The organism is Nocardioides sp. FY1077, from assembly GCF_058681775.1.
In genome coordinates this window covers 236697-261092 of sequence record NZ_JBZWDB010000004.1, presented here as the reverse complement: position 1 = coordinate 261092, position 24396 = coordinate 236697, and the positions used below count along the sequence as shown (strand labels likewise).

Here is a 24396-nt window from a genome sequence, read left to right as displayed (position 1 = left end):
CGTGGTAGGACGGGCGGGTGCCCCTCACCCCGCTCGACCTCGGCTCCTGGCGCACGCCGGTCGAGCCCGCCCCCCGCCTGGCCACCGCGCTCGGCCTGCGCCCCGACGACCTGGTTGTCAAGCGCGACGACCTCGTGGGCCCCGGCGGAGGCGGCAACAAGGTGCGCAAGCTCGAGTGGACCTGCGCCGAGGCCCTGGCGGCGGGAGCCGACACGCTGGTGACCACCGGCGCCGCCCAGAGCAACCACGCCCGGCTCACCGCCGCGGCGGGGGCCCGCCTCGGGCTGCGGGTGGTGCTGGTGCTGGGCGGTCCCGCCGGGGCGCCAGCGCGGGGCAACCTGCTGCTCGACGCCCTGCTCGGCGCCCGGGTGGTGCGGGCCGGCGACGTCGACGCCGCAGGCCTCGCGGCCGCCGCCGCCCACGAGGTCGACCGGCTCCGCGCCGAGGGGGCCCGGCCCCACCTCGTGCCGTTCGGCGGCTCCAGCCCCACGAGCGTGCAGGGGTACGCCGCGGCCGGGCGCGAGCTGGTCGAGCAGGTGCCCGACCTGCGCCACGTGGTCGTGGCGCTGGGCTCGGGCGGCACCACGGCGGGGCTGGTCGCCGCGCTCGGCGCCGAGCGGGTCCTGGGCGTGCACTGCGGAGCGGTGGCCGACCCCCGCGCGGCCGTCGTGCGGCTCCTCGGCGGGTCCGGCGACGGACAGCCCGCGCTGCGCGTGCGCACCGACCAGGTGGGCGAGGGCTACGACCGGCTGGCCGCGCCCGCCTGGGACGCCGTCGTGCTGGCCGCGCGCACCACCGGCCTGGTGCTGGAGCCCACCTACACCGGCCGGGCGCTCGCCGGGCTCGCCGCGGCGGTGCGCGACGGCGACGTACGACCTGGCGAGCGGGTCGTGCTGGTGCACACCGGCGGGCTGCCCGGGCTGTTCGGCCACGACGCCGCGGTGGACCGGCTGGCGACCTCGCTGGGGTCGACCTCGGCGCTGGACGGCCCCGACCCGGGCTGATCAGCCGGGCCGCGTCACATCCGCTGCAACCGGGCCCGACGCACCTCGCCGAGGTCGCTGAGGTCGAGGCCCGCGTCGGCGGCGGAGCGGGGGGCGACGACGGCTCCGGCGCTCTCGCCGGCGGCGTCGGTGGGGAGGTCGCCGCCGGCAGCGGGCGGCGTGGTGCTGGTGGTCACGAGGCGCGAGCGTAGACCCCGTCGGGCTGCTGACCCGCACCGCCGTCGGGGCACCCGGCAGGATGGGTCCGTGATCCCCCACGTCGCCGGCCTCAGCACCCCCCAGCTCGTCGCGCTGGTCGTCGTGCTGCTGATCGCCCTGGCCGTGGTCTCCACCGTGGTGACCGGCTTCCTGGTGCGCCGCGGGCTGCGCACGCCGTTCGCCGTGCGGCAGGTCGCCCGCGGTCGCGACCGGGTGGTGGCGGCGGTGAAGCGGCCCATCACGATCATGGTGCTCGACGAGGTGGCCGACGTGATTCAGACCGGCCACTACACGAAGAACATGTCGGCGGCGCTGCGGGAGAACCACGACGAGCTCAAGTCGCTGGTCACCGACAAGGTGCGCCACGACCCCAACGTGCGGCTGCTCGGCCGGCTGCCGGGCTACGACATGGTCGTCGGGCAGGTCACCGAGACGACGCTGCGGGTGCTGATCGAGATGCTGGGCGACCCGCGGATGGACGAGCTGGTCTCCGACCTGCTGCGCAACAACATCGAGCAGATCAAGATCGCCGTGCGGGACCACCAGAACGAGGACGTGACCGCACCACCGCCGCCCCACCGGCTGCGTCGCCACCCCCGAGGAGACGCGCGGTGACACCGGTGCCCCCGGCGCCGGTGCTGCCCACCGACCTGCTGGGGCACTGGCGGGTGCAGCGTGAGATCGACGACCGGCACGACGCGGTGCACCGCCGCGTGACCGGCACCGCCGAGCTGAGCCTGGACGCCGACGGGCGGGTGCGCTGGCACGAGACCGGCACGATGACCTTCGACACCGGCCGCGGGCCGTTCTCCACCCCGGTCTTCCGCACGCTGCACGTCGAGCGGCGCGGGCCGGACTGGTGGGTGACCTTCGAGGACGGTCGCGACTTCCACCCCTGGGCACCCGGCGAGCAGGTCGTGCACCCGTGCGGCGCCGACACCTACCGCGGGCGCGTGGAGCCGGGCGTGCCGACCGGCGGGTGGCGCGTCACCTGGGAGGTCACCGGCCCGGCCAAGGACTACACGATGGTGGCCACCCACCGTCCGGCGTGACCGGGTCGCCTGGCCCGCCCGGGTCGGGCGCGGTCGGGCGCTCAGACCTCGACCGAGGCCACCTCGCGCCACACCGGCCGGTCGTGGTCGCCGGAGCGCACCTCGCCGGTCGACCAGGAGATCTCCAGCCCCCCGGGGCGCACGTCCAGGGTCGCCAGGAGGTTGGCGAACCAGGGCCCGTCGGTGACCTTCCAGTGCAGCGGCGAGCGCAGCACCCGCCGTCCGAGGAGCCAGCCGCGCGGGCGGGCCTGGCCCTTGACCCCGATGCTGAACGTCGCCTTCATGAACGCCGGCAGCGGGTTGCGGATCGGTGAGCAGACCGCCTGCACCACCCGGCTGCGCATCGCCACGCCGGACGCCGGATCGGCCCAGGCGCGGGCGAGGTAGCTGTGGTGCACGTCGCCGGAGAGGAAGGTGACGGTCTGCGGGGCGCGGCCGCGCTCGCCGGCGGCCACCTCGCGCACCATCAGGCCCACGGTGCGGAAGCCCGACTGGAACGCCGGCCAGTGCTCGACGTCCACGGCGCGGCGCACCTTCTCGGCCACCAGCGCCGGCAGCCGGCCCCACGCGCCCTCGGCCACCGACTCCACGAGCGCCTCGGTGTGGTGCAGCCCGGGCGCCATCAGGTAGGGCAGCGACGTGCCGATCAGCAGGTGGTCGACGTCGCCGCGCATCTGCGTGTCGAGCCAGGCCATCTCGTCGTCGTCGATGATCGAGCGCAGCTCGGGCTCGAGCACCCGCGCGGCCCGGGAGTCGACCACGACGAGGCGGGCCTGGGTGCCGATCTCGCGGGAGTGGCTCCACCGGTAGGTGTGCGGCTCGCGGTCGGCGAGGTCGGCCAGCTCGTCGAGCACCTGGGTGAGGTCGAGCTCGTCGGGCCCCTCGTGGGTGGCGATGCGCTGCCACACGCGGTCGGCGGCGCGCTCCTCGGCACCGAGGTTGCCGAGGTGCTGGTAGACCCAGTACGACGCCAGCCCGCCCACGATGCGGCCCTTCCACCACGTCGTCGCCGCCATGTCCTGGCGCCACTTCACGCTGGTGTTCCAGTCGTCGCGGATGTCGTGGTCGTCGAAGATCATCGCGCTCGGCACGGTGGACAGCAGCCACCGGTTGGCCGGGTCGCTCCACGCCAGCCGGTACAGCTCGGCGTACTCCTCGTAGTCCTGCAGCTCCCAGCCCGGGTCCTCGTCGGGGTCACGGCGCGCGGCGATGAAGTCGCGCATCGCCTCCGAGGTCTCGTCGGCGTAGACCTGGTCGCCGAGGAACAGGATCAGGTCGGGGCGGCGCTCGTCGGGGTGGCGCACCAGGTGCATGCCGAGGGTGCGCAGGGCGTCGACGCCGAAGCTCGCGTGGTGCTCCGCGTCGTGCGGCACCGAGACCCGGCAGGAGCCGAACACCATGTGCAGCGGCCGGCCCTCGAGCAGCGTCGAGACCGCCGAGTCGGCCTGGGCGGCGTCGGCGGGCGGCCACACGACGCCCTCGTCGAGGCGCACCTCGTAGCTGGTGGTGGAGCCCGGCCCGAGGCCGGTGAGCTCGACCAGGGCGTAGTGGTGGCCGTGCACGCGCCACGTGCGCGCCCCGGCGGTCGGGCCGGGGGCACCGCCCTCGGTGGTCGTCGTGACCTCCACGTGGGTCGACCCGGAGGTCTCCACCCACACGGTGGCCGACGTCTCGTCGACGTAGCGCAGCAGCGGTCCCAGCACGAGCTCGGTCATGCGTCCTCCCAGCCGACCCGTGCGGGCCGTTCCGCGGGAGACGCTACTCCCGGGGGGCCGGGGGCGTGGGCGGTCGCCCGGTCACGGCTCGAGCAGCACCTTGATCGCGCGGCGCTCGTCCATGGCGGCGTAGCCCTCGGCGGCCTGGTCCAGCGGCAGGGCGAGGTCGAAGACCAGCCCGGGGTCGATGCGCCCGGCGAGCACCAGGTCGAGCAGCTCGGGCAGGTAGCGGCGCACCGGCGCCATGCCGCCGGCGAGGCCGACGTTGCGCCCGAACATCCGGCGCACCGGCAGCTCGACGCCGTGCGGCACCCCCACGAACCCCACGGTCGACCCGGGGCGGGCCACGGTGAACGCCGTACGCATCGACTGGTCGGTGCCGACGCACTCGAGCACGGCGTCGGCGCCGACACCGCCGGTGATCTCCATGACCTCGGCCTCGCCCTCCTCGCCGCGGGTGGCCACGACGTGGGTGGCGCCGAAGGTGGTCGCGAGGCGCTGGCGCGACTCGTGGCGCGACATCACCACGACCTTCTCGGCCCCCATCACCGAGGCGGCCAGCACACCGCACAGCCCGACGGCGCCGTCGCCGACGACGACGGCGGTGCCGCCCTCGCGCACCCCGGCGGCCACCGCGGCGTGCCACCCGGTGGGCATCACGTCGGAGAGCGCCATCAACGAGGGCACCAGCGCCGGGTCGGGACGGCCGTCGCCGAGCACGCCGTCGACGCGCACCAGGCTGCCGTCGGCGTGCCCGACACGGGCGAGCTCGGCCTGGCCGCTGGTGGTCATCGACAGCTCCACGCAGGCCGACTGCACGCCGGCGAGGCAGTGGGCGCAGGTGCCGTCGCAGTGGTCGAACGGCACGACGACGAAGTCGCCGACCCGCACCCGCGAGACCTCGGGCCCGACCTCCTCCACGACGCCGATGCACTCGTGGCCGATGGTGGAGCCGGCCGTCACGGGGTTCTCCCCGCGGTAGGGCCACAGGTCGGAGCCGCAGATGCAGCCGGTGGTGACCCGCACGACCGCGTCGGTGGGACGTTGCAGGCGGGCGTCGGGGACCTCCTCGACGCGGATGTCACGGGGGGCGTGGATGGTGGTGGCGCGCATGCCACCGATCCTCGCAGCCCCCCGGTCGCCGCGGGGGCGGGAGCCGCAGACACGCGGGAGACGCGCGTTGCGTCCATATCTCACATGTGAGTTACCGTGGGGGCATGAGTGAGGGATACAAGGGCCGCATCGGCAACCTGATCCGCGACGCGCGCAAGCACCGCGGACTGACGCAGCACCAGCTGGCCGACCTGCTGTCCACCAGCCAGAGCGCCATCAACCGCATCGAGAAGGGTCACCAGAACCTCTCGCTGGAGATGCTGGCCCGCATCGGGGCCGCGCTCGACTCCGAGATCGTCGCCCTGGGCGCCGGGCCCACCCACCTGCGGGTGAGCGGGCCGACCACGCTGACCGGCAGCATCGAGGTGAAGACCTCGAAGAACGCCGGCGTCGCGCTGCTGTGCGCCACGCTGCTCAACCGGGGCCGCACCACCCTGCGCAAGGTCGCGCGCATCGAGGAGGTCAACCGGCTCCTCGAGGTGCTCGGCAGCCTCGGCGTGCAGACCCGGTGGCTCAACGCCGACAACGACCTCGAGATCATCCCGCCGCGCGAGCTGCGCCTCGACGCCGTCGACGAGACCGCGGCGCGTCGTACCCGCTCGGTCATCATGTTCCTCGGCCCGCTGCTGCACCGCGCGGAGACCTTCGAGCTGCCGTACGCCGGCGGCTGCAACCTCGGCACCCGCACCGTGGAGCCGCACATGTCGGCGCTGCGCCCCTTCGGCCTCGAGGTCACCGCCACCGACGGGATGTACCACGCCCGCGTCGACCGCTCCGTCGAGCCGGGTCGCCCGATCGTGCTCACCGAGCGCGGCGACACCGTCACCGAGAACGCGCTGATGGCCGCCGCGCTGCACCCCGGCACCACCGTCATCCGCAACGCCTCGTCGAACTACATGGTCCAGGACCTCTGCTTCTACCTGCAGCGCCTCGGCGTCACCGTCGAGGGCGTCGGCACGACCACCCTGACCGTGACCGGCTGCGAGGTCATCGACGTCGACGTCGACTACGCCCCGGCCGAGGACCCCATCGAGGCGATGTCGCTGCTCGCCGCGGCGATCGTCACGAAGTCGTCGATCACGATCCAGCGGGTGCCGATCGAGTTCCTCGAGATCGAGCTCGCCACGCTGGAGGAGATGGGCTTCCGCTACTCCCGCACCGAGGAGTACGTCGCCCGCAACGGCCACACCCGCCTCGTCGACGTCACCACCGAGGCCTCCGAGCTGCGCGCCCCGCTGGACAAGATCCACCCGATGCCGTTCCCGGGCCTCAACATCGACAACCTGCCGTTCTTCGCGGTCATCGCGGCGGTGGCCACCGGCCAGACGCTGCTGCACGACTGGGTCTACGAGAACCGGGCGATCTACCTCACCGAGCTCACCAAGCTCGGGGCGTCGGTCAAGCTGCTCGACCCCCACCGCGTGATGATCGAGGGGCCCACCCACTTCTCCGGCACCGAGATCGTCTGCCCGCCCGCGCTGCGTCCGGCCGTGGTGATCCTGCTGGCGATGCTGGCCTCGAAGGGCACCTCGGTGCTGCGCTCGACCTACGTCATCCACCGCGGCTACGAGGACCTCGCCGAGCGCCTGAACACCCTGGGCGCCTCGATCGAGACCTTCCGCGACATCTGAGCGTGACCCCGCCCGTCCCGCCCGCTGCTGCGGCGTCCCCGTTGGGGGCGCCGCAGCAGCTGCCGTTCACGGCCTTCGTGGCCGGCGTGCAGAAGGCCGGCACCAGCACCCTCTACGCGCTGCTGGCGCGCCACCGCCAGGTCGCGGCGTCCGGCACCAAGGAGTGGCACGTCTTCGACGACGACCGGCGCGACTGGACCGCGCCGGACCTGTCGGCCTACCACGTGGTGCCGCGGCAGCCGGCCGCCCGCCTCGCGGTCGACGCGACGCCGTCGTACTTCTTCTGGCCCGGTGCTCTCGACCGGCTGGCCGCCCACCGGCCCGACGCGCGGCTGGTGGTCAGCTTCCGCGACCCGGTGGAGCGCGCGTTCTCGCAGTGGACGATGACCTGGGAGCGCACTCCCCCGGCGCGCCGCCTCGGCTTCGGCGAGCTCGTCGAGCGCGGCCGCCACCTCGACCTGCTCACCGCCCGCCCCGCGGAGTGGCGCACCAGCCGGGTGCGTCAGCTCAGCATCGTGGCCCGCGGCCGGTACGGCGCCCAGCTGCGCCGCGCCCGGGGCCTGTTCGCCCCCGAGCAGCTGCTGCTCCTCGACTTCGCCGACGTGGTCGGTGACCAGCAGGCCACCGCCGCGCGCGTCGTCGACTTCCTCGGGCTGGCGCCCTACCGACGGCCGCCGGAGCCGGTCGTGGCCAACCGCTCGGCCACCGACCTCGACGCCGCGGCCCCCACCGCCGCCGACGTCGCGGTGCTGGCCGAGGCCTACGCCGACGACCTGCCCGACTTCGCCGCCCAGTCGGGCCTCGACGTGTCGGGCTGGACCACCAGCCGCCTGCTCGCCGGCGACCTCGACCCCGCCGACGTCGCCACCCGCCTGGCCCGCAAGGCGGGCCTGCGCGGCTGAGGCTCCGCTCGGCGCGGTCACTGCCCCAGCAGCGCAATCGCGCCGGTCGAGCAGCGCAGGGACCGGGCCGACCGTCCGACCCGCGCACACCGTCGGACCTCGGCGGCGTACCCCACGAGCGAACGGCACCGACGCGTCCCCGCAGCCCACCCAGCCCGCCCGGCCCGCCCAGTCACCTCGGCCCCACGGGTCACACCGGTCGGGGCATACCCTTGGTTGTCGACCGAGGCTTCGGCCGACAACCTAGGGTTTCACCGGACATCCGGTGAAACCCGCGCCACCCACCACCAGGCGAGCCCCGTCGCGGGCAGCGGCGGGCGACGGCATACTTCGGCCGTGAGCCGTCGCGTCCTGCCCCGCCCGGCGCCGTACCTGAGCGGGGGCGTGCCGGGGGGCGTGCTCGCCTTCGCCCACCGCGGCGGGGCGTTCCACCCGGAGCTCGAGGGCCTGGAGAACACGCTGGCGGCGTTCCGCCACGCCTACGCGCTGGGCTACCGCTACCTCGAGACCGACGTGCACGTCACCGCCGACGGCGCGCTGCTGGCCTTCCACGACCGCTCGCTCGACCGCGTCAGCGACGCGCGCGGCGAGATCGCCGCCATCACGCTGGCCGAGGTGCGCCGGGCGCGGGTGGGTGGGCGCGAGCAGGTGCCGCTGCTGGCGGAGCTGCTGGACGCGCTGCCGGGTGCCCGGTTCAACATCGACCTCAAGTCCGACGGTGCGGTCGAGGCCCTGGCCGCGTTCGTGGAGGAGCGCGGCGAGCACGACCGGGTGCTGGTGGGGTCGTTCTCCCCCTCGCGGCTGCGCCGGTTCCGGCGGCTCACCCACGGGCAGGTCGCCACGTCGGCCGACCCCTTGGAGACCGCGGTCTGGGCGCTGTGCCCGAGCGCGCGGCTCGCCGACCTGCTCACCGGTCGCCACGTCGCGGCCCTGCAGGTGCCGCACGAGCGCCGGCTGGGCCGGCTGCGGGTGCCGGTGGTGACCCGCGGGCTGGTGCGGCGCGCGCACGCCGCCGGCGTCCAGGTGCACGTCTGGGTCGTCGACGACCCCGCCGAGATGACCGAGCTGATCGACCTGGGTGTCGACGGGATCATGACCGACCGGACCGACCTGCTGCGCCAGCGGCTGGTCGAGGCCGGCCGCTGGAGGGAGCAGCAGTGAGCACCACCCCGCCGACCACCCCGCCGCCGGGCCCGGGCACGGGCCCGCCGCGCGGCGTCGCCGACCTGTCGCCGCTCGCCGCGGCCGACGACCGGCGCCGCCAGCAGCGGGCCTGGAGCTGGTACGACTGGGCCAACTCCGCGTTCTACACCTCGGTGCTGACCGTTCTGTTCGCGCCGTACATGATCACCGTGGCCGGGCGCGCCGCCGGCTGCACCGACCCCGACGAGACCTGCGACCGCACCGTCAGCGTGCTCGGGCTCGACCTCGCGGCCGGGTCGCTGCCGGCGTACCTGACCACCTTCGCCACCATCGCCAGCGCGTTCGTGCTGCCGCTGGTGGGCGCCTACGTCGACCGCTCGGCGCACAAGAAGCGCAACATGGCGTTCTTCGCGTGGGCCGGCGCGGCGTGCGGCGCGGCGCTGTTCTTCATGACCGGCGACAACTGGCAGGTCGGCGCCGTGGCGGTGGTGCTGGCCAGCATCTTCGGCGGCTGCTCGCTGGTGAGCTACTACGCGATCCTGGTCGACGTCTCGACCACCGAGGAGCGCGACCGGGTGTCGTCGCGCGCCTGGGCGTTCGGCTACCTCGGCGGCGGGCTGCTGCTCCTGCTCAACCTGGTGGTCGTGCTGGGCCACGACGCGTTCGGCATCAGCACCGAGCTGGCGGTGCGGCTGTCGATGCTCTCCGCGGCGCTGTGGTGGGCCGGGTTCACGATCATCCCCTACCTGCGGCTGCGCGACGTGGAGCCGCGGGTGCCCGACGGCGAGCGCCGCGAGGGCACGCTGGTGCAGCGCAGCTTCGGCCAGCTGTGGACCACGCTGCGCGAGATGCGCTCCTACCCGATGACGCTGACGTTCCTGGTGGCCTACCTGTTCTACAACGACGGCATCCAGACCGTGATCGCCAGCGCGTCGACGTACGGCGCCAAGGAGCTCGGGCTGGGCCAGTCGGTGCTGATCGCCACCATCTTGATGATCCAGTTCATCGCCTTCGGGGGCGCGCTGCTCTTCGGCCGCCTGGCCCAGACCCACGGCGCCTACCGCTGCCTGCTGTGGGGCACCGTGGGGTGGATGGCGATCGTGGTCGGCGCCTTCTTCCTGCCGGCCGAGAACGTCGTGCTCTTCGTGGTCGCCGGCGCGGCGATCGCGATCGTGATGGGCGGCACCCAGGCGCTGTCGCGCTCGTTCTTCAGCCTGCTCATCCCCCGCGGCCGCGAGGGCGAGTACTTCGCGCTCTACAACGCCGCCGAGCGCGGGACGTCGTGGTTCGGCACGCTGCTGTTCGGCGTGGTCTTCCAGCTCACCGGCTCCTACCGCCCGGCGCTCTTCGCCCTCATCGTGTTCTTCGTGCTGGGCGGGTTCTTCCTGCTGCGCCTCGATCCCCGCCGCGGGATCGAGGAGGCCGGCAACACGGTGCCGGGCGCGCTGCTTCGTGCTGGGCGGTCCTGAGCGGCCCGACCGGGTGGCGCGCCTGCCGGCGAGCCCACCGGTGACCACCGGTCGCCGGGTGGTCGCCGACGGTTTCCGGAATGTTGCACCCCTCGGTACCGTTGATCACTTCGAGGGTCCGGCATCGGAAGGCCGCTTGCGTTCCCGCGGCCCATGGCAGCACCGCCGTGCCGCTGGTCCCTCGTCGACAACCCGGGGACAAGGAACTGGAGGTGCCTCATGGCTGAGCGGACGTTGCGCGGAGCGCGACTCGGAGGACAGAGCTTCGAGGACGAGCGCGGCATCGAGTTCGCGGCTCGGCAGCAGGTGGGCTACCGCTGCCCGCAGGGCCACGGCTTCGAGATCACCATGTCGGTCGAGGCCGACATCCCGGCGGTGTGGGAGTGCCCCCGCTGCGGCGCCGAGGCGCTGAGCACCGCCGGCATCGAGAAGGAGGTCAAGGCCGAGAAGCCCGTCCGCACGCACTGGGACATGCTGCTCGAGCGCCGCTCCGAGAAGGAGCTCGAGGACATCCTCAAGGAGCGTCTCGAGCTGCTGCGCGGTGGCGAGATCGGCCCGGCCCACCTGCACCGCGCGAACGCCAAGAAGCGTCAGGCCAGCGCCTGAGCCGATCGGCTCGACCTGACCCGCCCGGCGACTACTCGTCGTCGACGACCTCGCCCCGGACCACCGGCCCCTGCCCCGGTCCGGGGCGTCGTGCGTCTCCAGGGGTCGCCCCGCCGGGCCCGAAACCGCCGGGACCGCCGGCAGCGGTGCCGAAGCGACCGGGCACCCCGAAGCCAAGACCGCCCAGCCCGCCGGGACCCGGAGCCGCGACCAGCCGCCGTCCGAGCGCGGTGGTGAGCATCCCGCGGAAGAACGGGCGGGTGAACGGCAGGATGAGCAGGATGCCGAGGGCGTCGGTGACGAACCCGGGGCTCAGCATCAGCGTGCCGCCCAGCACCACCAGGGCGCCGTCGGCGATCTCGCGCGCCGGCATCCGGCCGGCCTCCAGGGTCGTGCGCAGCGCCCGCCACGCCCGTGCCCCCTCGTGGCGGATCAGCCAGCCGCCCAGGATGCTGTCGAGCACGAGCAGCACCAGCGTCCAGCCGATGCCGATGACCTGGCCGACCTGGATGAGCACGTAGATCTCCGCGAGCGGCACGACCACGAACAGCACCACCAGCAGCAGCGCCACCGGACGGCGCCGCCGCGCCGGGACGGCACCGCCAGGGCCGCCGGGGCCGCCCACGGACTGGCTCACCGTGGTCCGCCGACCCGGGTGCCGCCCGGGGCGCTCGTCGTGGCGGTGGCGCGGCGTCGGCGCAGGGAGTCGCGCACCTGGCGCCGGCGCTCCTTGAGCCCCCACACGGTGACCAGGCGCAGCGACTCGGTGGCCACGGAGCCGCTCATCTTGGAGTCGCCACGCACCCGCTCGACGAACTCGATCGGCACCTCGCGCACCCGCAGCCCGGCCCGCAGCGTGCGCGAGGCCAGGTCGGTCTGGAAGACGTAGCCCGTCGACAGCACGGCGGCGAGGTCGATCTTCTCCAGCGTCGTGCGCCGGAAGAGGCGGAAGCCGGCGGTGGCGTCGCGCACCCCGATGCCGAGCAGCAGCCGCACGTAGAGGTTGCCGCCGCGCGAGAGCGCCTGGCGGTGCCAGGGCCAGTTGACCACGGAGCCGCCGGGCACCCAGCGCGAGCCGATCACCAGGTCGGCGTCGTGCAGCGCGTCGAGCAGCCGGTGCAGCTGCTCAGGCTGGTGGGAGCCGTCGGCGTCCATCTCGCCGATCACGTCGTAGCCGGCGTCGAGGGCCACCCGGAACCCGTGGAGGTAGGCCGCACCCAGGCCCTCCTTGGTGGTGCGGTGCACCACGGCGACCTGCGGGTCGGCGGCGGCCAGCGCGTCGGCGAGGTCACCGGTGCCGTCGGGCGAGCCGTCGTCGACGACCAGGACGTCGACGCCGGGCTGCGCCTGGCGCAGCCGCCCGACGATCCAGGTGAGGTTCTCGGCCTCGTTGTAGGTCGGGATGACCATGACGACACGGCCGAGTCCGGCGATGCTCATGCGTCCCTCATTCGCTCGTGGGTCCGACGAGCGCGGGCGCGCCCTCGGTGGGGGTGGTGCTGGTGGTGCGGTGCGTGAGTGTGGACCGACGACGGTACGGCAGGACGGCCGCCAGGAGACCGAGGAGCGTCGCGACGGTGCACAGCCGACCCACCCAGGGCCCGAGGCGCACGGCCGGGGTGACGGTGTCGGTGAGGCCCACCTCGGCCACCAGCACCGCGGTGGTGCGGGGGTCGACGGTCTCGACGACCTCCCCGGTGGGCGAGATCACCCCCGAGACACCGTTGGTGGACGCCACCGTGGTCCACCGGCCGGTCTCGACGGCGCGCAGCCGGCTGATCGCGAACTGCTGGTCGATCTGGTCGGTCTGGATGAACGTCGCGTTGGAGGTCTGCACCACCAGCATCTCCGCGCCGCGGGCGACCTGGGCGTGGATCCCGTCGTCGAAGGCGACGTCGAAGCAGATCGCGTCGGCCAGCTGCACGCCCGCCACGCTCAGCGGCTCCTCGCGGGAGCCGGGCAGCATGTCGCGCTGGATGCGGGCGAGGTCGCCGAAGTTGACGTCCAGCACGGAGCGGAACGGGATGTACTCGCCGTACGCCACCGGGTGCCACTTCGTGTAGCGCTCGCCCGGCCCGGTGTCGGGGTCCCACACGATGCCCTGGTTCAGCACGTGCTCCGGCCCGTCGTCGACGAGCGCGCCGACCAGCACCGGCACCCCGATCGCCTCGACCGCCCGCTCGATGCCGGCGTTGGTGGTGGCGTCGGTGAAGGGGTCGACGGCGGTGGAGTTCTCCGGCCACAGCACGAGGTCGGGGGCGGGCCGCTCCCCGGCCTCGACGGCCTCGGCGAGGTCGACGGTGGCCTGCACGTGGTTCTCGGTGACCTGGCGGAAGTCGTAGAGCACGTCGTTGCCCAGGGGACCCGGCACGTCGCCCTGCACCGCGGCGATCGTCGCGCTGTCCTCCGCGGTGGCGGGGTCCTCCGCGCCGGCGTCGTACGGCGCCAGGGCCGGCACGGCCGCCACGACGACCAGCGCGAGCAGCCCGCCCCCGGTCAGCAGCCGGGTGCGTCCGGTGGTCACCACGACCCCGGCCAGCAGCGCGGCGAGCAGCGCCAGCAGCAGGCTGACACCGACCATGCCGACGTACGGCAGCGCGGGGGCCACCGGGGTGTCCACCACGGCGAAGGCGAGCCGGCCCCACGGCAGGCCGCTGAACGGCGAGCCGCTGCGCAGCACCTCGACCGCCACCCACGTCGCCGCGGCCCACAGCGGCCAGGTGCCCCGCGTGCGGGGCGAGGTGGACAGCCGGGCCACGACCGCGCCCGCGACGCCCACGAACAGCGCCTCCAGCAGCGCGAGCCCGAGCCACGCCGGCACCGCCACGGCCCGCAGCCAGAACAGGTGGGCCACGAAGAACCCCAGCCCGAAGGCCAGCCCGACGACGGACCCGGCGCGGGCCGTGCGGCCGTGGGCCAGGGCGAAGAAGGCGGCGAGGGCGAACGGGAGCAGCACGGGGAGGGCCACCGGCTCGTGGGCCAGCGACAGCACGACGCCCGCCGCGACGGCGGCCACGCTCCGGATCAGCACACCCCAACGGTACGGGGCGGGGTCGGCCGGGACCCGGGGGCACGGCGACAGCGGGTCGGCAGAGGGACGGAAGGACCCCGGAACCCTTCGGTCCAACCCGGGAACGACCGGCTGCCGAAGCCGGGCTGTTGTCTAGGGGGGCCGGGGTCCTTCCGTGTCCGTTCCCGTGGAGCGGACCGACCTCCGCGAACAGTGTCGGACAGGTGGCTGGCGCCCCCACCCTCCGACACGGCCACTCGGACGTCGGTTCGCCGGCCACGACCTGCGCGAGCGGACGGCACACACTCACTCTCCCGCCCAGGGGGTGTCAACCGGGGGCTGACCTGCGCAGACGCGCGAAGCCGCAGGTCAGCGGGTCGCGTCCGGCGCGAGATTTCCCGCGCCTTTCCCTTCGCGGCCCGGCGTGTCGCCGACGACGCGCCGACGTCGTGTGGCAGGCACGCCGAGCAGGGCCAGGCCCATGTCGGCGTACTGCTCGGCGAGCTGCGCCAGCGGGGTCGGCCCGGCGGCGTCGTACCACCGCGCCACGCCGCTGCACATCTCCAGCAGCGCGCGTCGGGCGACGGCCGGCGAGGCCACGCCGAGCCGCCCCGAGGCGACTCCCTCGTCGATCGCGCGCGCCCACACCGCCTCGTAGCGGTCGCGCAGCGCGACCACCTCGGCACGGGCGGGCCCGGCGAGCGCACCGACCTCACCGTCGACGACCCGGGTCTCCAGCGGCCGCTCGCCGTGGCTGGTGACGTGCACCCGCACCAGGGTGACCAGGCGGGCCAGCGGGTCGGCGTGGGTGGCGGCCACCTGCTCGGCGTCGTCGACGAGACGGGTGAGGCTCTCGCGCATCAGCTCGACCAGCAGGTCCTCCTTCGAGCCCATGTGGTGGTAGAGCGAGGCCGACGACAGCCCGGCTCGCTCCGCGAGCTGGCGGATGCCGGTGCCGTGGTAGCCGCGCTCGGCGAACAGCTCGAGCGCAGCGCGTCGTACGCGCTGCCCGGTCGGCTCGACCGGCTCGCTCGGCTCGGGCACGGTGCCTCCCGGCTGGTAGCGTGCGACCCGATCGATCGATCGATCGATCGGCAACCGTGACGATAGCAGGAGGCCACGCCCGTGAGCGTCGACTACCACTACGACGGGGCGGTGGCGCAGGTGCACCTCGCGCGCCCCGAGCGGCTCAACGCCGTCGTACCCGCCCTCACCGACGCGCTGGTCGCCGCCCTGCGCCGCGCCGAGGACGACGGCGCCCGCGCGGTGGTGCTGGCGGGGCGCGGGCGCGCGTTCTGCGCCGGGCACGACCTGAAGGAGCCCGTGCCGCAGGAGACGGTGCTGCAGACCCGGGCCCGCCTCGAGGCCATCCAGGACGTCACCCGCCTGGTGCGCCGCTTCCCCGGCCCGGTGATCGGCGCCGTCCACGGCTACGCCCTCGGCGCAGGAGCGGAGTTCGCGCTGGCCTGCGACGTGGTGGTGGCGGCCGACGACGCGTCGTTCGGGTTCCCCGAGGTCGGGGTGGGGCTCAGCGTGACCGGCGGGGTGTCGCGGCTGCTGCCGCTGCTGGTCGGGTGGGCGCGCGCCAAGGAGCTGCTGCTGCTCGGCGAGCGGGTCTCCGGCGCGCAGGCCGCGGCCATGGGGCTGGTGGCGCGCGCGGTGCCGAGCGGCACCCACGAGGACGTCGCCCTCGACCTCGCCCGGCGCGTGGCCGAGCGCCCCCCGCTGTCGGTGAGCCTGGCCAAGCAGGTCATCGACCTCGGCCTCGACGCCACGCTGGAGGAGGCGATGGCCCGCGAGGTCGACCACGCGATCCTCACGTCCCTCTCCGGCGAGGGCGACGCCCCGCGCGAGGCGTTCGGCCGTGGCTGAGCCGTCACTGCCCGACCTCGTCGTCCGCGCCGCCGAGCGCTGGCCCGAGCGCCCCGCGTGGACCTTCGAGGACGCCGACGGCGCGGCCACCACGACGAGCTTCGCCGAGGTCGCCGACCGCACCGCCCGGTGGGCGCAGGTGCTGCGCGAGCGGGGGGTCGGCGCAGGCGACCGGGTCGCGGTGGTGCTCGACAACACCGCCGACTTCCCCACTGCCTGGCTGGCGCTGGGCCGGCTCGGGGCGGCGATCGTGCCGCTCAACGTGCGCTACCGCTCCGCCGACGCCGCCCACGTGCTCGCCGACGCCGGGGTGGCGCTGGCGCTGACCACCGCGCCGCACGACGCCGTGCTGCGCGGCCTCGACGCCCCGCCCGAGCTCCTCGACGTACGCGACCTCGACGCGGCCGCGGCCACGGCGGGGCCGTTCGCGCAGGGCGTCGTGCCGGCGTCGGCCACCGCCAACGTGCAGTACACCTCCGGCACCACCGGCCGGCCCAAGGGCTGCCTGCTCCCCCACGCCTACTGGACGACGCTGGCGGGCTCGATGACCGGCGAGTTCCCCCACCTAGACGCCGACGACGTGATGCTCACCGCGCAGCCGTTCCACTACGTCGACCCGCAGTGGAACGTCGCGACCGCGCTGCTGGCCGGCGCCCACCTCGTCGCGCTCGACGGCTTCCACCCCTCGACGTTCTGGTCGCGGGTGCGCGCCCACGGCGTCACCTACTTCTACTGCCTCGCCTCGATGCCGACCCTGCTGCTGCGGATGCCGCCCGACCCGCTGGACCGCGAGCACCGGGTGCGGGCGGTGCAGTGCTCGGCCATCCCGCCGACGCGCCACGCCGAGCTCGAGGAGCGCTGGGGCGTGGGCTGGTTCGAGGCGTTCGGGATGACCGAGACCGGCGCCGACATCCGGGTCGGGGCCGAGGAGCACGACGCGCTCGTCGGCACCGGCTGCCTGGGTCGACCGGCCGGCCACCGCGAGGTGCGCCTGGACGACGGCGGCCAGCTGTGGCTGCGCGGGCCGGGGATGCTGGACGGCTACCTCGGCCACCCCTCCCCCTTCGACGCCGACGGCTGGTTCCCCACGGGTGACCTCGCCCGCCTCGACGACGAGGGCCGGGTCTACCTCGCCGGGCGGATGAAGGACATGATCCGCCGCAGCGGCGAGAACATCGCCGCCCACGAGGTCGAGGAGGTGCTGATGGCCCACCCCGAGGTGCGCCTGGCCGCGGTGGTCGGGGTGCCCGACGAGGTGCGCGGCGAGGAGGTCAAGGCCTACGTCGTGGCGCCCGGTCTCGACGCGGCCACGCTGGGCGACGTCCTCGGTGCGTGGTGCGAGGAGCGGCTCGCCCGCTTCAAGGTCCCGCGGTGGTGGGAGCTGCGCACCGAGCTGCCGATGACCGCGTCGCAGCGGGTGGAGAAGTCGGCGCTGCGGGGGGCCACGCCGTGACCGCGGCACGGGGAGACCTGCAGGCCGACCTGCTGCTGCGCAACGCGCGGGTGCGCACGCTGGAGGGCCCGGGACGTTCCGAGGTGGTGCCGGCGCTGGCGGTGCTCGGCGGCCGGGTGGTGGCCCACCACGACGTGGCGGCGCGCGAGGTGGTGGACCTCGACGGCGCCGTCGTCGTGCCCGGCTTCCACGACGCCCACAACCACATGGCGTGGTTCGGCCTGAGCCTGGCCGAGGTCGACCTGCGGGTGCCCTCGCTCGACGCCCTCTACGCCGCCGTCGCCGCTCGCGCGGCGACGCTCGGCCCCGACGAGTGGGTGGTCGGGGCGGGGTACGACGAGAACAAGGTCGGCGCCCACCCCGAGCGCGACGCCCTCGACCGCGCCGCCGGCGGCCGGCGGGTCTGGCTGCGTCACACCTCGGGCCACATGTGCGTGGTGAGCTCGGCGGTGCTGGCCGACCTCGGCCTGGCCGAGGCGCCCACCGACGTGCCCGGGGGGCTCGTGGTCACCGACGCCGCGGGCCGCCCCACCGGGCTGCTGCAGGAGCAGGCCCAGCAGCTGCTCAACCGCCTGGTGCTCCCCTACCCCGTCGACACCCTCGTCGACGCGATCGAGCGCGCCGGGCAGGTGTTCCTCACCCAGGGCGTCACCAGCGTGGTGGAGGCCGGCGTCGGCGGTGGCTGGATCGGCAAGAGCCCGGTCGAGGTGGCGGCCTACCAGCGCGCCCGAGAGCAGGGCCGGCTGCCCGTGCGGGTGGAGCTGATGGTCGCCGCCGACGTGCTGCACCCCGTGGCCGCGCACGCCGACGACGACATCCCCGTCGGCCTCGACCTCGGCATCCGCACCGGCCTCGGCGACGACCGGCTGCGGCTCGGCCCGGTCAAGGTCTTCTCCGACGGCTCGCTGATCGGGCACACCGCCGCGATGTGCGACGACTTCGCCGACACCCCCGGCGAGCGGGGCTACCTCCAGGGCGACGCCGACGCCCTGCGGCGGCGGATCATCGATGCCCACCGCTCCGGGTGGCGGGTGGCGGCGCACGCGATCGGCGACGCCGCCATCGACCTGGTGCTCGACGCCTACGAGGAGGCCCAGCGGCGCTGGCCGCGCCCCGACGTACGCCATCGGGTGGAGCACTTCGGGGTGTCCCGGCCCGACCAGGTCGCCCGGGCCGCTGCGCTGGGGGTCGTGCCGGTCCCCCAGGGCCGCTTCGTCGGGGAGATCGGTGACGGCATGCTGCGCGCGCTCGGCCCCGAGCGGTCGGGATGGGCCTACCGCGGCCGCACCCTGCTCGACGCCGGCATCGTCCTGCCCGGGAGCTCCGACCGGCCCGTGGTCGACGGCGCGCCGCTCAAGGGCATGCACGACATGGTCAACCGGCTCACCGACGGCGGCCTCCCATGCGGGCCCGAGGAGGCCGTGACCGGCCTGGAGGCCCTGGTGGCCTGGACCCACGGCTCCGCGCACGCCTCCCACGCCGAGGCCACCCGCGGCACGCTGGGTCTCGGCAAGCTGGCCGACCTCGCCGTGCTCTCCGACGACCCCGCCACCGTCGACCCCGCGCGGCTGCGCGACGTCGAGGTGCTGGCGACCTACGTCGACGGCGAGCGGGTGTGGTCGGCGTGAGCCCGCTGGTGCCGCTGGACCGGCTCTCGGCCGCGGACGTCGACGCGGTGCGCGCGATCTACGACGGCGCCTTCCCCGACGACCTGCGCGCGCCGTTCGACGACCTGCTGGTCGACCGGATGCTGGTGCGCGTCGACGACGACGGGCCGGCCGGGCTGGCGCTGGTGCGCGACCTGGTCGACCCGGGCGCGGAGGTGGTGGACCCCGCTGCCGACACGGGGCTGACGTTCCTGCGCTACTACGCGGTGGGCCGGCGCGGCGCCGGCGTCGGGTCGGCGCTGTGGCGCGACCTCACCGCCCTGCTCGCCGCCGAGGGGCGCACCCGGCTGGTGTGGGACGTGGAGGACCCCGACGAGCCCGGCCTGCCCGACGACCTCGCCGAGGAGCACCAGCGGCGCATCGTGTTCTACCAGCGCCTCGGCGGGCGGCTGCTGCCGGTACGCGACTACCTCCCGCCCCACGACGACGGCCACGCGCCGCGGCTGCTGCTGATGCAGGCCCCGCTGGGGGCCGCAGCGCCCGACGTACCGCTGCGGTGGCTGGTGGAGTCGGTCTACCGGCTGCGCTACGGGCTGCCGACCGAGGCGTCCGCCGTACGACGCACGCTGGAGGCCAGCGGGCTCAGGTGACGAGGGGACGGAGATCTTGCGGCGCTTCGTTGGACTCGCCGCAAGATCTCCCGTTACGCTCCCACCATGAGCATCGAGACGTCCATCGCCTCCCTGGTCGAGGACACCACCGGGCAGCCCTACCCCTACCGCCGCGTCGAGCTGGTCGAGCCCGACTGGACCCGCTTCCCGGGCTGGCGCGACGTGACCGCGGAGCAGTGGGCGTCGGTGCAGTGGCAGCGGGCGCACTGCGTGAAGAACGTGCGCCAGCTGCGAGAGCTGCTGGGCGACCTGGTCGACGAGCGGTTCTACGCCGACCTGGAGCGCGACCAGGCCGAGCGGGCCACCATGTCGATGCTGGTGCCGCCGCAGATGATGAACACGATGGTGCCCCACGAGCCCGTGGCCGGCCCCGGCTCGCTGACCGACGCGTTCTACGCCGACCCGGTGCGCCACTACATGATCCCGGTGTTCTCCGACCGCCGCACCGACTGGGCCTCCCACCCCCACGCGACCCGCGACTCGCTGCACGAGCACGACATGTGGGCCACCGAGGGCCTCACCCACCGCTACCCCACCAAGGTGCTCGCCGAGCTGCTGCCGACGTGCCCGCAGTACTGCGGCCACTGCACCCGGATGGACCTGGTCGGCAACTCCACCCCGGTGATCGAGAAGCTGAAGTTCGGCGGCAAGCCCGCCGACCGCATCGGCGACATGCTCGACTACATCCGCCGTACCCCGTCGGTGCGCGACGTGGTGGTCTCCGGCGGCGACGTCGCCAACATGCCGTGGCCGCGCCTCGAGGCGTTCCTCATGTCGGTGCTCGAGGTGGAGAACGTCCGCGACATCCGCCTGGCCACCAAGGCGCTGGTGGGCCTCCCGCAGCACTGGCTGCAGGACGACGTGCGCACCGGCATGGAGCGCGTCGCGACCACCGCCCGTGCCCGCGGGGTGTCGCTGGCCATCCACACCCACGCCAACCACGCCAACTCGATCACCCCGCTGGTCGCGGAGGCCACGCGGGCGATGCTCGACGCCGGCGTGCGCGACGTGCGCAACCAGGGGGTGCTGCTCGACGGCGTCAACGCCGACCCGCACGCGCTGCTCGACCTGTGCTTCCGCCTCCTCGACGGCGCGCAGATCATGCCCTACTACTTCTACATGTGCGACATGATCCCGTTCTCGGAGCACTGGCGGGTCTCGGTCGCCGACGCCCAGAAGCTGCAGCACCACATCATGGGCTACCTCCCCGGCTTCGCCACCCCGCGCATCGTCTGCGACGTGCCCTACGTCGGCAAGCGCTGGGTCCACCAGCTCGCCGACTACGACACCGAGCGCGGCATCTCCTACTGGACCAAGAACTACCGCACCTCGATCGAGGCCACCGACCCCGAGGCCCTCACCCGCACCTTCGAGTACTACGACCCGATCCACACCCTCCCCGAGGCCGGCCGCGCGTGGTGGGCCGAGCACGGCGAGCTCGACACCTCCGCCCTCAAGGCCGCCGAGATGGCCGAGGCCTCCCGCCGTACCGCTGCCCTCCAGGCGTGGTGAAGGTGCTGCGGGTTTCACCGGATATCCGGTGAAACCCTTGGTTGTCAGCCGAAGCCTCGGCTGACAACCAAGGGTTTGGTTCGACAACCCGGTCGACGCCGGGGCCCTTGTCCACAGGGGCGAGATCGGACGGTTCGATGCGAGCCGCAACGGCCATGACTCAGGCATGTCCTGTCTGAGCACCCCACCCGCCGGGCCCGACGGTGTCTTCCTGACGTTCGAGGCCCTGGCCCACGGCCACGACGACCGGACCATCACGCAGATGGTGCGGTCGGGTGAGTGGCACCGCGTCCGTCACGGCGCGTACTGCACGGCCGAACTGTGGCGGGCGCTCGACGACCGCAGCCGGCGACTCGCGGTGTCCCGATCCGCCTACCGCGCGGCGCGGTCACACGTCCTGGGCTCGCACACCACCGCGGCCGAACGTCTCGGCGCGGACGTCTGGGACCTTCCGGACCTGGTGCACCTCACTCGCAGCGACGGGAGGGCCGGACGCCGCCAGGCCGGTGTCGTGCCGCACCGCGGCACCGTCGTGGCAGACGACGTCACGCGCCGCGACGGCATGTGGTTGACGAGCGGCACCCGAACAGGGCTCGACGTCACGACGGTGGCCGACGTCGAGCGGTCGTTGGTGGTGCTGAACTCCCTGGTGCACCGCGGGGAGACCACGGTGGCCGCCATGCGACGGCGGCTCGACGCGATGACGTACTGGCCGCGCACCCTGCACACCGACCTCGTCCTGCGGCTGGTGGACGGCCGGTGCGAGAGCGCTGGCGAGTCGCGCACCTTCCACCTCCTGTGGCGCCACGGCATCCCCGCCCCGGTGCCCCAGTGGGTCGTCCGCGACGGCCGGGGCGTCGTGGTGGCTCGGCTGGACTTCGCCTGGCCGGCACGTGGCGCCTTCCTGGAGTTCGACGGCCGGGTCAAGTACGGCGGCGGCCTGGGCCCGAGAGAGACGGCGACGGACGTCGTCCTGCGTGAGAAGCGACGCCAGGAGCTGGTCGAGGGCTTGACCGGGTGGCGGTGCGTCCGGGTGACCTGGGCCGACCTCAGCCAACCGGAGCGCACGGTGGCCCGCGTCCGCGCCGTGCTCGAGGGCCGCCACTGGGCCGCCTGACGCCAGAGCCCAGGGGTTGTCAGCCCAAACCCTTGGTTGTCGACCGAGGCTTCGGTCGACAACCAAGGGTTTCACCGGATATCCGGTGAAACCCGCACGCCTCAGCCGATCACCGGGCGGTTCTCGTAGTAGGTGGAGAGGACCATGGTGGTGCGGGTGGAGACGTTGGCGGCGTGGCGGATGCGGGCGAGGAGGTCCTCGAGGGCGGCGGGGGTGGCGGTGCGCACCTTGAGCACGTACGACTCCTCGCCGGCCACCGACCAGCACGACTCGATCTCGGGGAGGTGCTGCAGCCGGTCGGGGCAGTCGTCGGGCTGGGAGGGGTCGATGGGGCGGATCGAGATGAACGCCGTCAGCGGCAGGCCGATCTCGGCGTGGTCGATCGTGGCCCCGTAGCCCTGGATCAGCCCGCGGGCCTCGAGGCGCTTGACCCGCTGGTGCACCGCGGACGTCGACAGGCCGGTGGCCTTGCCGAGGTCGGTGTAGGACATCCGGCCGTCGGTGGCGAGCAGCTCCACGATCCGGCGGTCGGTGGGCTCGACCTCGGAGATCGTCACGTGCCACAGCGTAGGCCAGCGCGCGTGCGAGACTGCGCGACGTGACCAGCCCTCAGACCGGTGGCGGCACCGGACGCCTCATGCTCCTCGACACGGCCTCGCTGTACTTCCGGGCGTTCTTCGGCGTCCCGGAGATCACCGGCCCCGACGGCACCCCGGTCAACGCGGTGCGCGGCCTGCTCGACTTCATCTCCCGCCTCGTCGGGGACTACCGCCCCACCGACCTGGTCTGCTGCTGGGACGACGACTGGCGCCCGCAGTGGCGCGTCGACCTGCTGCCGTCCTACAAGGCCCACCGCGTGGTCGAGGAGGTCGCCCAGGACCCCGACGTGGAGGAGGTGCCCAACCCCCTGCAGGTGCAGGTGCCGATCATCCGCGAGGTGCTCGAGGCCTTCGGGCTGCGCGTGCTGGGCGCCCCGGGCTACGAGGCCGACGACGTCATCGGCACCCTGGCCACCGGCGCCGGCCAGCCCGTGGACGTCGTCACCGGCGACCGCGACCTGTTCCAGCTGGTCGACGACGACCTCGACGTGCGGGTGCTCTACATCGCCCGCGGCGTCGGCAACCACGAGCGGGTCACCAACGACTGGGTACGCGCCAAGTACGGCGTCGACGCGCGCCAGTACGCCGACTTCGCGACCCTGCGCGGCGACGCCTCCGACGGCCTGCCCGGCGTGCCCGGGGTGGGTGACAAGACCGCTGCGACGCTGCTGGGCCGCTTCGGCGACATCGCCGGCATCAGCGCCGCGCTCGACGACCCCGCCGCCGACCTCGCCCCCGGGCCCCGCGGCAAGGTGCGCGCCGCGGCCGACTACCTCGCGGTGGCGCCCCAGGTCGTGGCGGTCGCCCGCGACATCGACCTCGACCGCAGCCGCACCGCCCTGCCGTCCGCCCCGCCCGACCTCGAGCGGCTCGCCGCGCTCGCCCAGCGGTGGGGCCTGGAGTCGCCCGTGCAGCGCCTGGTCGCGGTACTCAGCCAGCCCTGAGCCGGCCCCGAGCCAGCCGCAGCGGCGCCTGATCAGCCCCGACGGAGCCCGGGGCCACGCTCCCCGCCGCTGGACGGACCCGCACGGGCCCGACGTACGTTGGGGACATGAGTCGAATCGCAGTCGTCGGGGGCCACGGCAAGGTGGCCCAGCACCTCCACACCGCACTGGTGGACGCCGGGCACGTGCCGGTCGCGCTGGTGCGCAAGGAGGAGTACCGCGCCGAGCTGGAGGCGCTGGGCGCCGAGGTGCGCCTGCTCGACATCGAGCAGCAGGACGTCGCCGGCTTCGCCGCGGCGTTCCAGGGCTGCGACGCGGTGGTCTTCGCCGCCGGCGGCGGCGCCGACGGGAACGTGGAGCGCAAGCGCACCGTCGACCTGGAGGGCTCGCTGAAGTCGGTGGAGGCCGCCGAGCACGCCGGGATCGACCGTTTCGTGCAGGTCTCGGCGATCGGGGTCGACACCCCGCTGGCCGACGACGCCGAGGAGGTGTGGAAGGTCTACGTGCACGCCAAGCGCGACGCCGACGCCGCCCTGCGGACCAGCACCCTGCGCTGGACCGTCGTGCGTCCGGGCGCCCTCATCGACGACGCCGCGACCGGCCGGGTCACCCTGGCCGAGCACGTCGAGCGCGGTGAGGTCACCCGCGCCGACGTCGCCGCCGTCGTGGCCGCGTGCCTCGACGACGACACCTCGGTGGGCCACCAGTGGGAGCTCGTCGGTGGCGACACCCCGGTCGCCGAGGCCGTGGCGCAGGCGGGCGCCTGACCGTCCGGGCC

24 protein-coding genes are annotated in these 24396 nt (G+C 74.2%); 16 read left to right on the top strand and 8 right to left on the bottom strand.

Features of this window, described 5'->3' with window-relative positions; all coding sequences use genetic code 11:
• Positions 1-17 precede the first annotated feature (17 nt).
• Positions 18-1004 (top strand): pyridoxal-phosphate dependent enzyme, encoded by a 987-nt coding sequence (locus tag AC4OR8_RS16420; protein ID WP_492166664.1) that lies wholly within the window; start codon positions 18-20, stop codon positions 1002-1004.
• Positions 1005-1018: 14 nt separating this feature from the next.
• Here AC4OR8_RS16420 and AC4OR8_RS16415 read toward each other — a convergent pair whose 3' ends face one another.
• On the bottom strand, positions 1019-1180 hold the full coding sequence (locus tag AC4OR8_RS16415) for a hypothetical protein (protein WP_492166663.1): 162 nt from the start codon (positions 1178-1180) through the stop codon (positions 1019-1021).
• 70 nt (positions 1181-1250) lie between these two features.
• Here AC4OR8_RS16415 and AC4OR8_RS16410 point away from each other — a divergent pair, with 70 nt between their 5' ends.
• Positions 1251-1817, top strand: a complete 567-nt coding sequence (locus AC4OR8_RS16410) for a hypothetical protein (RefSeq protein ID WP_492166662.1) — start codon at positions 1251-1253, stop codon at positions 1815-1817.
• Entirely contained in the window at positions 1814-2254 is a 441-nt protein-coding gene (locus tag AC4OR8_RS16405; RefSeq protein WP_492166661.1) for a DUF6314 family protein, read from the top strand. Before AC4OR8_RS16410 ends, AC4OR8_RS16405 begins: the two co-directional genes overlap by 4 nt.
• 41 nt (positions 2255-2295) lie before the next feature.
• Here the strand turns inward: AC4OR8_RS16405 and AC4OR8_RS16400 are convergent, their stop codons facing one another.
• Positions 2296-3969, bottom strand: coding sequence for an alkaline phosphatase D family protein (locus tag AC4OR8_RS16400; protein ID WP_492166660.1), 1674 nt, complete (start codon positions 3967-3969; stop codon positions 2296-2298).
• A gap of 81 nt (positions 3970-4050) precedes the next feature.
• Positions 4051-5082: a zinc-dependent alcohol dehydrogenase family protein gene (locus AC4OR8_RS16395; RefSeq protein ID WP_492166659.1), complete on the bottom strand. Its 1032-nt coding sequence runs from the start codon at positions 5080-5082 to the stop codon at positions 4051-4053.
• 104 nt (positions 5083-5186) lie between these two features.
• Here AC4OR8_RS16395 and AC4OR8_RS16390 point away from each other — a divergent pair, with 104 nt between their 5' ends.
• From AC4OR8_RS16390 to AC4OR8_RS16370, 5 genes are all read left to right on the top strand, one after another.
• Positions 5187-6713 carry a UDP-N-acetylglucosamine 1-carboxyvinyltransferase gene (locus AC4OR8_RS16390; RefSeq protein ID WP_492166658.1) on the top strand — a complete coding sequence of 509 codons (1527 nt, stop codon included), beginning with the start codon at positions 5187-5189 and terminating at the stop codon, positions 6711-6713.
• A 2-nt stretch (positions 6714-6715) separates the two neighbouring features.
• On the top strand, positions 6716-7615 hold the full coding sequence (locus tag AC4OR8_RS16385) for a sulfotransferase family protein (RefSeq protein WP_492166657.1): 900 nt from the start codon (positions 6716-6718) through the stop codon (positions 7613-7615).
• A gap of 336 nt (positions 7616-7951) precedes the next feature.
• Complete coding sequence (locus AC4OR8_RS16380; RefSeq protein WP_492166656.1) at positions 7952-8776, top strand: glycerophosphodiester phosphodiesterase family protein; 825 nt, start codon at positions 7952-7954, stop codon at positions 8774-8776.
• Positions 8773-10227: an MFS transporter gene (locus AC4OR8_RS16375; protein WP_492166655.1), complete on the top strand. Its 1455-nt coding sequence runs from the start codon at positions 8773-8775 to the stop codon at positions 10225-10227. The genes AC4OR8_RS16380 and AC4OR8_RS16375 overlap by 4 nt, the downstream gene beginning before the upstream one ends.
• A 219-nt stretch (positions 10228-10446) precedes the next feature.
• Entirely contained in the window at positions 10447-10833 is a 387-nt protein-coding gene (locus tag AC4OR8_RS16370) for an RNA polymerase-binding protein RbpA (protein WP_492166654.1), read from the top strand.
• Positions 10834-10864: 31 nt separating this feature from the next.
• On the opposite strand, the gene AC4OR8_RS16365 is transcribed toward AC4OR8_RS16370, so the two are convergent.
• From AC4OR8_RS16365 to AC4OR8_RS16350, 4 genes are all read right to left on the bottom strand, one after another.
• Positions 10865-11470 (bottom strand): FxsA family protein, encoded by a 606-nt coding sequence (locus AC4OR8_RS16365; RefSeq protein WP_492166653.1) that lies wholly within the window; start codon positions 11468-11470, stop codon positions 10865-10867.
• The gene (locus AC4OR8_RS16360) at positions 11467-12273 is read right to left on the bottom strand and encodes a polyprenol monophosphomannose synthase (protein WP_492166652.1); all 807 of its coding nucleotides are present in this window, start codon (positions 12271-12273) and stop codon (positions 11467-11469) included. Before AC4OR8_RS16360 ends, AC4OR8_RS16365 begins: the two co-directional genes overlap by 4 nt.
• Before the next feature lie 7 nt (positions 12274-12280).
• Positions 12281-13864: an apolipoprotein N-acyltransferase gene (lnt, locus tag AC4OR8_RS16355; protein ID WP_492166651.1), complete on the bottom strand. Its 1584-nt coding sequence runs from the start codon at positions 13862-13864 to the stop codon at positions 12281-12283.
• 348 nt (positions 13865-14212) lie between these two features.
• A complete protein-coding gene (locus AC4OR8_RS16350; RefSeq protein WP_492166650.1) occupies positions 14213-14887 on the bottom strand; it encodes a TetR/AcrR family transcriptional regulator in 675 nt (224 codons plus the stop codon).
• A gap of 81 nt (positions 14888-14968) precedes the next feature.
• Between AC4OR8_RS16350 and AC4OR8_RS16345 the strand changes: the two genes are divergently transcribed.
• From AC4OR8_RS16345 to AC4OR8_RS16320, 6 genes are all read left to right on the top strand, one after another.
• Positions 14969-15715, top strand: a complete 747-nt coding sequence (locus AC4OR8_RS16345; RefSeq protein WP_492166649.1) for an enoyl-CoA hydratase/isomerase family protein — start codon at positions 14969-14971, stop codon at positions 15713-15715.
• Complete coding sequence (locus AC4OR8_RS16340; protein ID WP_492166648.1) at positions 15708-17168, top strand: AMP-binding protein; 1461 nt, start codon at positions 15708-15710, stop codon at positions 17166-17168. The genes AC4OR8_RS16345 and AC4OR8_RS16340 overlap by 8 nt, the downstream gene beginning before the upstream one ends.
• On the top strand, positions 17165-18796 hold the full coding sequence (locus tag AC4OR8_RS16335) for an amidohydrolase (protein ID WP_492166647.1): 1632 nt from the start codon (positions 17165-17167) through the stop codon (positions 18794-18796). Before AC4OR8_RS16340 ends, AC4OR8_RS16335 begins: the two co-directional genes overlap by 4 nt.
• Positions 18793-19425: a GNAT family N-acetyltransferase gene (locus AC4OR8_RS16330; protein ID WP_492166646.1), complete on the top strand. Its 633-nt coding sequence runs from the start codon at positions 18793-18795 to the stop codon at positions 19423-19425. The genes AC4OR8_RS16335 and AC4OR8_RS16330 overlap by 4 nt, the downstream gene beginning before the upstream one ends.
• A gap of 66 nt (positions 19426-19491) precedes the next feature.
• The gene (locus AC4OR8_RS16325) at positions 19492-20958 is read left to right on the top strand and encodes a KamA family radical SAM protein (protein ID WP_492166645.1); all 1467 of its coding nucleotides are present in this window, start codon (positions 19492-19494) and stop codon (positions 20956-20958) included.
• A gap of 166 nt (positions 20959-21124) precedes the next feature.
• Entirely contained in the window at positions 21125-22075 is a 951-nt protein-coding gene (locus AC4OR8_RS16320; protein WP_492166644.1) for a hypothetical protein, read from the top strand.
• 101 nt (positions 22076-22176) lie between these two features.
• Here the strand turns inward: AC4OR8_RS16320 and AC4OR8_RS16315 are convergent, their stop codons facing one another.
• On the bottom strand, positions 22177-22632 hold the full coding sequence (locus AC4OR8_RS16315; protein ID WP_492166643.1) for an Lrp/AsnC family transcriptional regulator: 456 nt from the start codon (positions 22630-22632) through the stop codon (positions 22177-22179).
• Between the two features lie 80 nt (positions 22633-22712).
• Between AC4OR8_RS16315 and AC4OR8_RS16310 the strand changes: the two genes are divergently transcribed.
• Together AC4OR8_RS16310 and AC4OR8_RS16305 are read left to right on the top strand one after the other, a co-directional pair.
• Complete coding sequence (locus AC4OR8_RS16310) at positions 22713-23618, top strand: 5'-3' exonuclease (RefSeq protein WP_492166801.1); 906 nt, start codon at positions 22713-22715, stop codon at positions 23616-23618.
• A 107-nt stretch (positions 23619-23725) separates the two neighbouring features.
• Positions 23726-24385 carry an SDR family oxidoreductase gene (locus AC4OR8_RS16305; RefSeq protein ID WP_492166642.1) on the top strand — a complete coding sequence of 220 codons (660 nt, stop codon included), beginning with the start codon at positions 23726-23728 and terminating at the stop codon, positions 24383-24385.
• Positions 24386-24396 lie beyond the last annotated feature (11 nt).

Coding starts and splice junctions, on each gene's coding strand:
- AC4OR8_RS16325 (WP_492166645.1), top strand. CDS start 19,492: ATGAGCATCGAGACGTCCATCGCCTCCCTGGTCGAGGACACCACCGGG.
- AC4OR8_RS16390 (WP_492166658.1), top strand. CDS start 5,187: ATGAGTGAGGGATACAAGGGCCGCATCGGCAACCTGATCCGCGACGCG.
- AC4OR8_RS16360 (WP_492166652.1), bottom strand. CDS start 12,273: ATGAGCATCGCCGGACTCGGCCGTGTCGTCATGGTCATCCCGACCTAC.
- AC4OR8_RS16370 (WP_492166654.1), top strand. CDS start 10,447: ATGGCTGAGCGGACGTTGCGCGGAGCGCGACTCGGAGGACAGAGCTTC.
- AC4OR8_RS16310 (WP_492166801.1), top strand. CDS start 22,713: ATGCTCCTCGACACGGCCTCGCTGTACTTCCGGGCGTTCTTCGGCGTC.
- AC4OR8_RS16395 (WP_492166659.1), bottom strand. CDS start 5,082: ATGCGCGCCACCACCATCCACGCCCCCCGTGACATCCGCGTCGAGGAG.
- AC4OR8_RS16305 (WP_492166642.1), top strand. CDS start 23,726: ATGAGTCGAATCGCAGTCGTCGGGGGCCACGGCAAGGTGGCCCAGCAC.
- AC4OR8_RS16400 (WP_492166660.1), bottom strand. CDS start 3,969: ATGACCGAGCTCGTGCTGGGACCGCTGCTGCGCTACGTCGACGAGACG.
- AC4OR8_RS16320 (WP_492166644.1), top strand. CDS start 21,125: ATGTCCTGTCTGAGCACCCCACCCGCCGGGCCCGACGGTGTCTTCCTG.